The 13,317-nt window shown below is 50.0% G+C and carries 12 protein-coding genes; all 12 read right to left on the reverse strand.

Going from position 1 to position 13,317, the window contains the following annotated elements:
• Positions 1–48: 48 nt before the first annotated feature.
• The 12 genes from KDW_RS10965 to KDW_RS11015 all read right to left on the reverse strand — a co-directional run bounded on the left by KDW_RS10965 (position 49) and on the right by KDW_RS11015 (position 13,131).
• Positions 49–672 (reverse strand): biotin transporter BioY, encoded by a 624-nt coding sequence (locus KDW_RS10965; protein WP_151755982.1) that lies wholly within the window; start codon positions 670–672, stop codon positions 49–51.
• A gap of 109 nt (positions 673–781) precedes the next feature.
• Positions 782–1,450 (reverse strand): SOS response-associated peptidase, encoded by a 669-nt coding sequence (locus KDW_RS10970; protein WP_151755983.1) that lies wholly within the window; start codon positions 1,448–1,450, stop codon positions 782–784.
• A gap of 104 nt (positions 1,451–1,554) precedes the next feature.
• The gene (locus tag KDW_RS31665) at positions 1,555–1,722 is read right to left on the reverse strand and encodes a hypothetical protein (RefSeq protein WP_162005137.1); all 168 of its coding nucleotides are present in this window, start codon (positions 1,720–1,722) and stop codon (positions 1,555–1,557) included.
• Between the two features lie 71 nt (positions 1,723–1,793).
• The gene (locus KDW_RS10975) at positions 1,794–2,396 is read right to left on the reverse strand and encodes a Uma2 family endonuclease (RefSeq protein WP_151755984.1); all 603 of its coding nucleotides are present in this window, start codon (positions 2,394–2,396) and stop codon (positions 1,794–1,796) included.
• A 1,354-nt stretch (positions 2,397–3,750) separates the two neighbouring features.
• Positions 3,751–4,995 carry an ABC transporter permease gene (locus KDW_RS10980; RefSeq protein ID WP_151755985.1) on the reverse strand — a complete coding sequence of 415 codons (1,245 nt, stop codon included), beginning with the start codon at positions 4,993–4,995 and terminating at the stop codon, positions 3,751–3,753.
• A 54-nt stretch (positions 4,996–5,049) separates the two neighbouring features.
• The gene (locus tag KDW_RS10985) at positions 5,050–6,060 is read right to left on the reverse strand and encodes an ABC transporter permease (protein WP_233097671.1); all 1,011 of its coding nucleotides are present in this window, start codon (positions 6,058–6,060) and stop codon (positions 5,050–5,052) included.
• Positions 6,061–6,122: 62 nt separating this feature from the next.
• A complete protein-coding gene (locus KDW_RS10990; RefSeq protein WP_151755986.1) occupies positions 6,123–7,838 on the reverse strand; it encodes a peptide ABC transporter substrate-binding protein in 1,716 nt (571 codons plus the stop codon).
• Positions 7,839–8,166: 328 nt separating this feature from the next.
• Positions 8,167–8,550, reverse strand: coding sequence for a hypothetical protein (locus tag KDW_RS10995; protein ID WP_151755987.1), 384 nt, complete (start codon positions 8,548–8,550; stop codon positions 8,167–8,169).
• 212 nt (positions 8,551–8,762) lie between these two features.
• The gene (locus KDW_RS11000) at positions 8,763–9,551 is read right to left on the reverse strand and encodes a DUF1838 family protein (protein ID WP_151755988.1); all 789 of its coding nucleotides are present in this window, start codon (positions 9,549–9,551) and stop codon (positions 8,763–8,765) included.
• A gap of 43 nt (positions 9,552–9,594) precedes the next feature.
• A complete protein-coding gene (locus tag KDW_RS11005; RefSeq protein WP_151755989.1) occupies positions 9,595–10,911 on the reverse strand; it encodes an MFS transporter in 1,317 nt (438 codons plus the stop codon).
• 2 nt (positions 10,912–10,913) lie between these two features.
• Complete coding sequence (locus tag KDW_RS11010) at positions 10,914–12,179, reverse strand: methyl-accepting chemotaxis protein (RefSeq protein WP_151755990.1); 1,266 nt, start codon at positions 12,177–12,179, stop codon at positions 10,914–10,916.
• A gap of 661 nt (positions 12,180–12,840) precedes the next feature.
• Entirely contained in the window at positions 12,841–13,131 is a 291-nt protein-coding gene (locus tag KDW_RS11015) for a GlsB/YeaQ/YmgE family stress response membrane protein (protein WP_233097672.1), read from the reverse strand.
• Positions 13,132–13,317: the final 186 nt, after the last annotated feature.

The raw sequence follows: 13,317 nt of genomic DNA on the forward strand, positions 1-13,317 counted from the left end.
AAGAAGCGTCCCATCCGGGGCGCTTCTTTCTATTGAGAAATGTTTGGCTTAGCCTCTGTTACGGGGGGCTGGCTTGATGAGACTGACAATGAGCCAGGCGAGTGGCATCAGGATAGCTGCAACGATGATCTTGGTGATGTCACCAGGAAGGAACGGCAACATACCCAGGACGATGGCTTTCCCAAAGCTCATATGCGTGATCAGGGCTAGCCAGGTGACGCCAAAGGCATAGATAATGGCGGTACCAGGCAGCATAGCCAGGATCGAGGTCAGGAAGCTACGATCGAGACCACGCTCACATAAGAAACCAACGACAAAGGCGGCGATGGGGTATGACCAGAGGTAGCCAGCGCTGGGTGCTAACAATAGATAGAATAAACCACTAAGACCACCGGCAAATACTGGTAGTCCGGCGGCCCCTTCGGCTAAATACAGTAACATGGCGAGCGCGCCACGGCGACTACCGAGGGTTGCGCCTGCGAGCATGACGACCAGGGTCTGGAGCGTTATCGGAATGGGAGTAAAACCCAACTGGATACTGGCGCGGGCGGATAAGGCCATTAACAGGCTGGTGCCAACTACCAGGGCTCCATCTTTCAGCAGGGTCTTACTCCGTGATGAAGTTGACGGACTAATATAGTCGATTAGGGTTGTTCCGGGGGCAATTGCCATTAAAATACTCCTTTTGAAAACATCGATGTTGATCGGCTTAGGAGTATTATACTACGAAATTTTGGCTTTGAGGACAGCCTCCCGCTGTAACCTTACGCTCCAGGCTGGCTCAGGCAATTAAATCTGCGTTATCATAGCGTGTATCATTGACTCGGCGCGAAACTGGACGCGCCTCCATTTCCTGGGCTGGATAGGCCTTGAGGAGCTCTTGCAGGAAGCGCTCATCCTTCTGTTTTGGATCCAGCCACTCAGCACGTGCCTCCGGTAAGAGGATGGCGGGCATGCGATTGTGGATCGGAGAGACGACATCATTCGGACTGGTAGTAATGATCGTGCAGGTGCGGATCTGCTCACCCGCAGGATTCTTCCAGCTATCCCAGAGTCCAGCGAAGGCGAAGGGTGCATGGTCCTTGAGCGTGATATACATCGGAGTCTTTAGTTTCGAGCCTGGCTCTTGCATCCACTCATAAAAGCCATCGGCCACGATCAGGCAGCGGCGACTATGCAACAGGCGCTTAAAGCTGGGCTTCTCGGCCAGCGTCTCGGCTCGCGCATTAATCATCTTGCTCCCCATACTCTCATCCTTAGCCCAGGACGGAATCAGCCCCCAGCGCAATAGCTCCAGCTGGGGCGTCGTGCCATCATTCAGGATGGTGACAATATCCTGAGTCGGAGCCACATTATAGCGTGGCGCCTGTTGCATAGATTTGGGCACCTCAACGTTAAATGCCTGTGCTATATTGTCGATACTATGGAATAACGTAAAACGGCCACACATAGCGTTTCCTCCTCTGACCTTTCTCTATAAAGTATGTACGATCGCTTAAAGATATTCTTGTTTAATACGTCAGAAGCGGTCATGCAGACGTTAGCTGTCCAGATTTATAGCTCCTCCTCTGGATCTTTTGCGCGCTCCAGTAGTTTGCGGGTGATGGTGTGGCGCTCTAGCGGTTTGGAGTATACGATCGAGGTGGATGCTGGACCGCAAAGGGAAAGTTGCTCAACAATGCGTTCCAGATGACTAATCGAGGTTGCAACAACTTTGACCATGATACAGTCGCCTCCAGCGTCATCCCCTCTGAGCCATAACTTACTACTTTTAGGAACGTATTGGGTCAAGGTCAATCTTCCTGTTGTACCAGAGTATCAGGGAGAGGAATGCGCAAACCAGCATAGATATCATCTACAACCAGAGAGATATCAAGGCAGGCAAGTTGAAAGGTCTCATGAGCACTATAGGTTTGATATGTCCAGGGGTCGCCAGGATTTCCCCGGCTAAAAATTTCTACCATTTGCATACGCGTATTGATGAGCATATATTCCTGAATGCTGGGATGGCTGCGATACCAGTTCAGCTTCCGCCCTCGGTCAATGGCTTCTGTGCTTGGCGAAATGACCTCAACAACCAGGCGAGGAGAAAAGATAGTATCCTGCTCTCCTCGATGATCCTTCTCATCACAGGAGACCGTGACATCTGGATAGACGTATTGCCGTTTGGCAACGAAGACACGTATATCACTATTGTAGGTAATGCATGGACCTCTGGTACCCAGTGCCTGGGTCAACAGAAAAAAAAGATTTCCAGCCAAACGGCTATGATTGACAGAGCCACCTGACATTGCTACAGCTTCCCCATCGAGATATTCATATTTTGTGTCGCTGGCTCGATCAAACGCAAGATATTGCTCTGCTGTCATATATAAACGTTGTGGATGTGCTGCCATTACCGTATTCCTCGCTCAAATTGGTCTTTTGATGCAAAACATCTCTCATTTCTTGCTTTATTATATCATGATTTCCCAGGGTAATAATACATAATCACAGCGTGATGGAGCTCGACACATAGATCTTCTGGGAGCAAGACACGCTCATTAGCTTTGATGAAGATGCGCTTCAACGTTCTGGTATTATGAATGAGCACCGTGTAACTGTTGGAGCTTTTGTTTATCACATCGCTGGCCATTTTCTCCACCATATCAATAGTATCAAGCAGAATTATTTAGCAGAAAATGTCTGACAAACCTGCTTCTTGTCTCCTGGATGAATTCGTATACAGTAACAGAAGAAGCCCGACTATACCTTGCCGGGCCTCTTCTTGAGTGTGTCACGTGGAACATAGTTGGGCTTATTTTAGTTGGCGGAGCGTGGATCAAAGGCGTCACGCAGGCCATCTCCGATAAAGGAGATTGAGAGTACAATTCCGGTGTAGCGGCAGCCTTCACGGCTGTGATCAGTTCACGTCCTCATAAGCAACGTGGCATATTTATACGTGGAGAGAGGGCCGCCATGAAGGCTGCCGTTACGTGGCGGTTGCTTGCTCATACGTGAACTGATCGCAGCGACGAGCGCTGCCGCTACTACATAGTTTTAGCCAACGGAGCGTGGATCAAAGGCGTCACGCAGGCCATCTCCGATGAAGGAGATTGAGAGTACAATTCCGGTGTAGCGGCAGCCTTCACGGCTGTGATCAGTTCACGTCCTCATAAGCAACGTGGCATATTTATACGTGGAGAGAGGGCCGCCATGAAGGCTGCCGTTACGTGGCGGTTGCTTGCTCATACGTGAACTGATCGCAGCGACGAGCGCTGCCGCTACTACATAGTTTTAGCCAACGGAACGTGGATCAAAGGCGTCACGCAGGCCATCTCCGATAAAGGAGATTGAGAGTACAATTCCGGTGTAGCGGCAGCCTTCACGGCTGTGATCAGTTCACGTCCTCATAAGCAACGTGGCATATTTATACGTGGAGAGAGGGCCGCCATGAAGGCTGCCGTTACGTGGCGGTTGCTTGCTCATACGTGAACTGATCGCAGCGACGAGCGCTGCCGCTACTACATAGTTTTAGCCAACGGAGCGTGGATCAAAGGCGTCACGCAGGCCATCTCCGATAAAGGAGATTGAGAGTACAATTCCGGTGTAGCGGCAGCCTTCACGGCTGTGATCAGTTCACGTCCTCATAAGCAACGTGGCATATTTATACGTGGAGAGAGGGCCGCCATGAAGGCTGCCGTTACGTGGCGGTTGCTTGCTCATACGTGAACTGATCGCAGCGACGAGCGCTGCCGCTACTACATAGTTTTAGCCAACGGAACGTGGATCAAAGGCGTCACGCAGGCCATCTCCGATAAAGGAGATTGAGAGTACAATTCCGGCCAGCACCAGCGTGGGGAAGATGGTATCCCAGGGATAGAGTTCCAGAAGTGACATACCGTCGGCGATCATGAGTCCCAGACTGGATCCAGGGTGGGTGACGCCAAGACCGAGCAGGCTCAGACCGGCTTCACCGATAATTGTGCCGGCAATACTCATCGTTGAGGTGACGATGACGATGTTGAACAGGTTGGGTACGATATGTCGGAACATGATGCGTAGGTCGGGCGTACCGGCGGTATGGGCGGCTTCGATGAATTGTTGCTCTCTAATCTGTAGGGTCAGGCCACGTACATAGCGGGCCATCATCGGCCAGGAGACGAATGCCAGTGCCAGTGAGACAATTACCAGGGAGGCATTACCGTTACTGAGGAAGCCACCAACCAGGGGTAGTTTGGCGAAATAGTCATTGGCGCTTTGACCAAAGATACCCGTCAGCAGGATGGCGAAGAGCAGTCCCGGAAAGGCGAAGATCAGGTCGGTGAAGCGTGCCAGGAGTAGATCAACCCAGCCGCCATAGTAGCCTGCCAGTACGCCGATTGAGACACCCAGTCCCACATCTACGACTTCAACCATGAAGGCTACCGTCAGCGAGATGAGCAGGCCCTGCATCAAGCGTGCCAGCATATCCTCTCCGAGGGCATCGGTACCCAGCCAGTATTGTGCTGATGGTCCTTGATTCACCTTTGTCAGTTCTTGATGATCATAACTATGGTAGATATCGGGTCCAATTTTACCCTGGAGATCACTGGGATAGGTGCCACCAATATGGTGATAAATAGGAGGGCCAATCAGGGCCAGTACAATCAAAAATATTACAAAGCCCAGACTGATCATGGCGCGTTTATCACGGCGAAACTGCTGCATCGACTCACGGAATGGGCTGGGATGTTTCTTGCGCTCTTCTTTTTGTGCTTCAGGAGGCAGTTCATCCGGGATGGTCGCGACTTCAGCCAGTGGATCCTCTTCAACCAGGGCTGGACCATCGAGTGTCTCTTGTCCCAGTACCTCGGGGGCGGGGGCGAGGTCTATGGCTCGGTGTGAATCATTATGTGATTGTGTTGCTGTTCCCACAGTCTCAGGAGTACTGTCTGTGGTCTCGGGCGCTGTATCTGTAGCTGTCTGGGAAACGTCTGCTGGCGTTTCTATAAGCTCCTTCTCGTTGTTATCCATCGTCCGTCTTACTCCATTTTGCTTTCTCTTTTTTGTAGAATTATATTTTTCGTTTTACTCTGACTTGATGCGTGGATCGACGACGCCATACAGGATATCTGAGAGTAAGTTGCCGAATACAACGCCAATAGCGACCATGATGGTCGTAGCCTGAATGACCGGATAGTTCCGTTGTGAAACGGCTGCAACGGTGATGTTCGCGATACCAGGAATACTAAAAATATTTTCAATGAAGAAGGATCCGGTGACGAGCAGACCGAGTAGGAGTCCAATCGCGGTAATTAAGGGAATGATCGCGTTCCGTAACGCATGGCGAAATACTACCGTTCTTTCAGGTAGACCCTTGGCGCGGGCCGTACGTACGAAGTCCTGCCGCAGTACCTCTAACATCGTGGAGCGGGTCAGACGCGCATAGTACGCATAGCCAGCGGCACCATAGGTCAGGATCGGCACAATTTTATATTGCAGGTCGCTCCAACTATACTGCCAGGACTCGCCCCAGCCGGAGACAGGCCAGCCGATACCTGTTTTGTCGATCCACAGCACCAGGATCTGCACAAAGACGGCCAGGATAAAGGAAGGAAGCGCATACAGGACCAGGGCTACACCCATATTCAGTGTGTCGACCCAGGTGTTGGCTTTGATGGCGGCAATAATACCGATCGGGACACCCATCAGGAGGGTGACGATCGTGCCCCACAACGATAACTCTACGGAGATCGGGACGCCATCTTTAAGGATATCCCAGACAGGACGTTGTTGAGGATGGAATGAGGTGCCTAAATCAAAATGTGCTAGCTTTACCAGATAATTAAGATATTGCTGGTACCATGGCAGGTCAAATCCGTACGCGTGGCGCAGGTTTTGCCACAACACTGGATTAAAATGGTCTCCCATGGATTCTTTAATCGGATCGCCCGGCGCGAAATAGCCGAGGATGAAGGTGATGAAGGTGACGCCCAGTACAATAAAGATCAATCCTACCAGGCGCTTGACTAGAAATCGAGTCATGCGTGAGCCCTCTTTAATGTGCAAGATGCTCTCGCAGTGGAGGACCAGAACCATGTCTGGTCCTCCTTGCGTGAGCATTGTATCAGGAGTCGAATCAGTCTAAGTGCTAAACGCTACTATTTGGCGAAGTAGACATCCAGCCAATCTTCAGCGGCCATGCTACCAAGTGGGTAAATCTTCCAGCCATGGACTTTAGGATTTACCAGGTAGCCGTAGGAAGACTGATAGGTGGTGATGAAGGGGACATCATTGATGAGTTTCTGTTCCGCATCCTGATACATCTTCATGCGTGCCGTCTGGTCAGGGGTGACATCGGCTTTTTCGAGCTCAACCTGTACCGCTTGCTGAGCAGCAGCCGTTGATGATTGGTTTTGACCATAGTTGAAGGTATTGTGATCGGCACCTTTATCGAAGAAGAGCGTGGTCCAGTCCTGTGGATCCAGGTAGTCAGCACCCCAGGAGCCATACCACATTTGTAACGGACCATTTTTACCTTTGGTGGCGAATTCCTGGCTGATCAGTTCGTTGCCTTCGACGGCATTCAATTTAACATTGAAGCCCAATACCTGCTTCCATTCATTGGCTACCGCAGCCATGGTATCTGCGCCAGCTTTGTAGGACTGGGAGTATGACAGGGTCAACTGAGGCACATCGCTGGCACTCTTATAACCCTCTTCCTTCAGGCCTTGCTGGAACAAATCTTTGGCTTTGGTCTGGTCACCGGCGGTCGTATTGACGCCAGCTACTCCCTGGAGGTCTTTATTGTAGCCAGGGATACCATCAGGGATGATGTGATAGCTTGGGGTGACCGTTTTACCAATGATGCTACCAACGATCAGATCTTTGTTCAGGGCCAGAGAAAGGGCCTGGCGGATCTTGATATTGTTCAGAGGCTTGGTCAGATAGTTCATACCAATGAAGCGGGTCGCCAGCGCTGGTGAAGCCTGGTAGCCTGGCAGGGTTCTGTTGGCATTATCCAGTGCAGGAGGGACAGGAGCATTATCGAACTGGCCGGCCTTCATGGATTTGAAGGTGCTATCGCGGTCACCAGTGATGGTATAATCGATCTCCTGTAATTTTGGCTGTTTGCCGCCGAAGTAGTTTTTGTTAGGAACCAGTACCAGACCCGTGGTGTGGCTATAGCTCTTAACCATGAAGGGACCATTGCCGGCACCCTCTTGCAGATGGTCAACCCAGCTAGCACCATATTTAGTGGTTAAAGCCTTGTTGACAACATCGCCGGTCGAATAATTCAGCGCCTGTAAGAAATAAGCAGCAGGCTTGCTGATGATCAGATCCAGCGTGTTCGCATCTTTCACGACAATGCTATCACCGATCAAAGTTTTGGCTTTGCCGGAAGAAAATTTGTCAAAATCCTTGAGCAAGTTTAAATAAACACTGACCTGAGACTTGGTCGCAGGATCAATTACGCGATTGAGGCTATAAGCCACATCATTGGCATCCAGCTTGGTGCCATCACTGAACTTCAAGCCGGGCTTCAGTTTGAAGGTATAGGTCAAACCATCGCTGGAGACCTGATGGGATGCAGCCAGCTCATCATGGATGTTGCCTTGATCGTCGGCAGCAACCAGACCGGTAAAAATAAGGTTATAGGGATCTCCCAGGCCACCTGAGGTCAAAGCAGGATCGAGCGTGTCAAAGTCGCCACCAATGACTGGTGTACGAAAGACCTGTTTGGCCGCCAGCTGGGGTTGTGCGCTTCCACCTTTATCTGTGGTTGCATTGGTCCCACATGCGGACAGCAGCATGACTAGAACACCAAAAATACTTGCGATGCTTAGTAATCCAGATTTCTTACGGATGTGGCTCATGAAGCCTCCTTCGCTGAAAAATAGAGTAAACAAATGCTCACAACAAATATACGCGTTTTTTGACGGCTTTCTCTCAAAATTTTACCTCCCTTTCAAAAAAAATTAAACCTCCCTTAAAAAAATCTTCATCAACTTCTTCTTATGATTGATAAAAGCCGTTTCTCTTCGTGATATTGTTGATCAATAATATCAACAAAAGTATCTGCATTATGTAATATATTTTTAAGCTTGTCAATACTATGACATGAGAAGAAACAAAATAAACATCAAATAGGCAATCGTACCGGCAGGTCTTGAACCTGCGACCTGATTGCGTAAGCCATGTCCCTCAAACATGAGGGCAAGCGCCTCCAGGCGCGCTCAGCGCGTGCCTTCGCGTACGCCAACAGGCCGCAGCGACCAGCGCTGCTGGTACGACAGGTCTCCCCATCCCGACCAGGATGCGCTTAAGGACTCTGTTGGCCAATGGCAAAACGGGCACTTTTCGTTTAGCGCTGCATTGAGAGATGGTTGGACGTGACCAGCAAGCCATGTGTACGTCGAGGGGGCGCCACACGCGGAGGCCGCACTGCTGCGTTTGCGCAGGCCAGTGTGCTCGAACGACGCGCAGTGCTGTGGCGCCTACAGGGATCGTGGGTGCCGTGGCCTGCTCGCGCAGCAACGTGGTGGGAGAGCGCGTGGATCCTCCCCGTACCTTCTCGGAGAGGATCACGAAACAGGATCCGTATCGGGGTAGGCGCCACAGGCATGCGCTGCTCGTTGAGCCCCTCGCTCCACGATCACGCCGCATGCCGGCCTCCGCGTGTGGCGCCCACTCGACGTACGATCCGCTGCTTTTCTCCACCATATTTTTATGGTCACAAAAGCGCTTAAGCGAAAAGTATGGGCGGCAAGTGCTGCTGCTACGGTTCGTATTACTCGCGGTTATTTTTGTGCGCGGTGTTTTTTGAAGTAGGTCCAGGATGTTTCGTTGGGGCGGGTGAATTCGTCTGGTGCGTGCATATATTTGGGTTGCTGCTGTTCAACATAGTTGCGCACCGCGACTGGAATTTCCTGATAGCCCTCGGTTAATTTGTAGCCGCTACAGTGATAGAGCAATGAGCCTGGACGATCCGCCATCTCCATCCAGGGGAGCCAGGGACCCAGGCGGGTCCATGAGATATCGCAGGGGATGGAGAACAGGTCGGGATTCTCGGCATCTTGTCGGCTAAAGAAAAACTGGAACATTTCCGCGCCCTGATAAAGATCACTTTGTGAATATTGTGGATACTGGGCACGGGGTAGCGGAGAGGGATAGGCCAGCATAATATCCATACTGGCACACAGACGATCCTTGCCTAATGGCGTGATGGGCAGGACGAATTTTCCATATGGACCATCCAGTAAATATTGCTGGTTGACCGGATCGTTCCAGACATGGACAACGTTAACTGCCTGTTCCGTGAAAGGATTCTGCCAGTGCTCCAGAATTTCGCCGCTGGCAGGATCTTTATAGAAGGTGACTTCTCTCATCAGATGTTGATAGCCGCCCGGTACCTCTATACAGCGCCCGACATTGTAGCCATCTATACTGAAGAGCAAGCGGTTTCGCTGTCCCGGAATGACACTATAAATATTGCCGCTCCAGGCGAAAATGATCTCATCCGGTTTGAGTGAGGAGCGCACTTTGACAAATGTTTGCAAGAGATTTTCTGGTTGATGTAGATCCAACATATACTATTTCTATCTTTCTATCTATCATCCTGTAGAGAAAAATTTAGCGGACGCTCTTGATACGCATTACCAGGATACCGCCCAGGGCTGCCAGTATACCGGCGACCGCGAAGAGCGCTGGATAGCCCAGGCTATTGACCAGTCCTGCCGCGATTAGTGGCGAGACGATCAATGGAATTGACAGGGCCAGGTTGATGATGCCCAGGTCCTTTGCGCGATCGTTCGCGGATGGCAGTACCTGGGTGATCAGCGCGGTATCCACGGCTAGATAACCACCATAGCCTGCGCCCAGCAGGACGGCGAAGATCATGACCGCGGTCCAGGTTGGTGAGATGGCCGGTACAAACAGGGCGACTGCGATCACCAATGCCGACGCGATCACCACCGGCTTACGTCGTCCGATCTTATCGGAGATAATACCGGCCGTAAACGAGCAGATCAGGATCATGACCGTCATAATGCTCTGGACCTGTAGCGTTCCTTGAATCGCCTGCTTGCCTGGAAAAAGTCTGGTGTAGTGGATGCCGTCCTGGATGAAATATTGTAAATAGGTGGAAACGGCATAGTAGCCCAGGAATAGTAACAGGCGCGTGATCAGGCCCCAGGCAAAATCAGGATGCTGGCGGGGATCAACCCAGAAGCGCCGCAGGAAGCTTCCCAACTGGAATGGTTCCTGTTTTTCTCTGGGCAGTACGCGGTCTTTCAGGATCGCGAACAGGAGCAGTACCGCGATGATGAGGAAAATCAGAAAGACATAGTATGAGGCCAGCGGCGTATTCTTAAATACGACGGCGACCACGACCCCACCCAGGACAGCGGCCAGTGGGATAGCCAGTCCTGCATATGCCGAGATCATACCACGCTGGCGCACCGGCACTTGATCCGGGATAATTGTCTGGACAACTGTCAGTAATGCCCCTCCGAAGAATTGCAGCAATGACCAGCCCAGGATCAGCATCCAGACCGCGGGCGCATTGGCCAGCAATACGATTGCCGCCGAGGCACACAGCATATGGATCAGCATCCAGAAGCGTCGGCGACCCAACCGTGAGGTAGAGCGATCACTGAGTGCACCGGCCAGTGGCGCGGAGATCAGATAGAATATGCCTCCAATCGATTCCACAATTCCCAGGCTCGTGACGTGATTGGCGGCATCCAGTATCTGAATCTGGTGTGGAATCAAGAAAATAATAATCGGCAGCAGGATCGCATTGGTCGCCAGATTAGCCAGAAAATACACTATTTGAAAAAGAGCGCCGACTTTACTGGCGGGTCCTTCTAGCTCTGATCCAGGTAGCGCTGCATGGTTCTCTTGCTCCAATGGAGCATCCGCATCGCTGATATTAGTCACATCAGGCATAATCAATATGTCCTTTCATTAGAGGGATTCCTATTTTGAGCCTCGTTTGAGCGCGTATCTGGTAATCGGCGGCTCGGATTGTTCCATGGATAAGGTGTCGCTGTAGGAAATGGCCGTTGTTCAACTCCGGGAGGCGTGAATTGTCGTTGTTCTCCTCCAGCAGGAGAAAATGGCTTTTGCTCACTACTGACGGGAGAGAATGGCTTTTGCTCAGTCGGGAGTACTGTGGCACCCAGCGCGGTTAAAATGCGTTTGCCTGCCAGCGAATGGCAGAGCGGTGGCGTTACTTTTTGTCCTCGTCGTATACTTTCAATATAAAAAGCAACCTTTTCAATATCCTCTTGTTGCATAGATAGCTCGCGTTGATCATGGGCAAACTGCTCATAGCGTGCCAGCAAATTATTCAGGGAGCGACCAATCTGCCAGATCGCATCATTGGCACGTACAGGTGCCCGGACCGCATAATTACCCGTCGCGGCCTCGCGGTGTACCATTAAGATCTGCGCGATTTCACCTTCCAGGTTAGCCTTTTGTTGTGCGATTTCATGTGCTTGCAGCGCCACCTGATTTTGTGCCGCTACAAGTTCCTCCGCCCGGTCAGCACGTAGGAGTGACTGTTCTACACTTCGCATCCCCAACCAGTTTACAATTGCAATTACCAGTAGCACTGCCGCTGGCCGGATCAGCCAGATAATCACTTTACTGGTGCCTTTTACTCTCTCAATGTCGACTGCATGTTGCTGGAACAGGAGATTAAAGATAATAAATGCAATCGCAACTATTGTAAGAGGAAAAATAAATTTTCGGGGAATAAAGATACTACCCAGGGCAATCGGGTAGGCAAAGAAATCATAGGTGGGAAAGAGATCGATTGCTGAAGTGGTCGAAGGGGTAAAAGCAATCACAAAGATAATTGAGATAATCATCGCAGAAACCAGTAGCACTCCAGATGTTTGTGTACGACCAGTGCGATTCAAAAAAGCCAGTAGCCCTAGAAATGCCATAAATATCAGGACATAGATGACGCTCATGAAGTGGCCAGCGGCCAGCGCCAGAATTAAATCGAAGATGACAAAAAAAGCCACGACGAAGAGGAAATAAGCTGTCAGTTCTGCTTTACGCATCCTTTCGCGTAACTGTGGGCTCGCCATGGTTTGCTCATTGCGCGGGGGAGCCGTCAGGTTCAACCATCCTCCCCAGAAGCCTGAGCGTGTCCCCACCAGTTGAGTTATACTGTTAAACTCAACCTGTGCAGATTTTCCAGACATATTGCATGCCTTCTCACTAAAATAGAATCCAGGATGATATCAACCTTCCATAATCCCATCCTATAACTGTACCGTACCATTACCTTTCCAGATCCTATTTGATTTTCACATCGTATAATACCTATATCACCGCGTATAGAATAGGTAAATTTCAATAAAATGTCAAGACTTAACTGCATTTATTTCCATAAAAATATACTTTTAATGATCTGTTGCTCAAGCATCAATAGTAATTTAGTAATCTTACAATTGTAGCAACTGCACCCATGCCACATAAATAGTAATCTCAGATCTGAGCAAGCAAAGCCCACTATGTGGAGTTTTTTATCCGGTGATAAGAGTAAAGAGTAGTATAAAAAGATAGTTATTATTAATATGGTTTTGCATTAAGGATATTCATAGGAAGGGTGATGACATGCTAAACAAGGATAGTGATCGGCTAAACAAGGATGAGGATAAGCGCTCGTATCTGAGTCCGATTTGGGGAGTACGAGTACCTGGAAAATACGTTGGGATTATATTAGTTGTGTGAGTAGCGATTTATCTGCTTGGGCCGTCTCTTTTTTTGTGAAAAAAGAAAGCATAAATTACGGCAAAAAGCAAGGCGAGAAAAAGCTTCTGCTCTTTCTCGCCTTTCTTTGTATTCACTGAGCTAAAGGGTTTATATTCTTCTGCGACCGGTGACTGCGTGCAAAATTGCAACAAGGATACATGCTGCGATAAAAGCAACAACCAGGCTACCCCAGAAGCCAAATGAGGCATCTGGTGCCAGCAGACCAACGACGAAGCCGCCAATCAGAGCACCGACCAGACCGAGAATAAGGTCACCAATTACGCCATAGCCTTTACCTGGCATGACTACGCCAGCCAACCAGCCGGCAACCAGACCAATAATGACCCAGGCAATGATTCCGCCAGGGTTAAGTGTTGCGCCGAGAACAAGGCTCATCATTTTTCTTTACCCCTTGTTAATAGATTAAAAAAAGATCAATACCGAAAGATCCTATATATGGAACCTTCAATGAGTAATACGATTCAAAGTCATAATCAGATGAGGTCATTGAATTGTATTGCCAGGATCTTTCAGTACCGGAGTGGGAAAATTATGTTTATATTGACCTTGTGCATTTCTGTGTAG

The organism is Dictyobacter vulcani (genome assembly GCF_008974265.1).
In the GTDB taxonomy this organism is placed as follows: Bacteria; Chloroflexota; Ktedonobacteria; order Ktedonobacterales; family Ktedonobacteraceae; genus Dictyobacter; species Dictyobacter vulcani.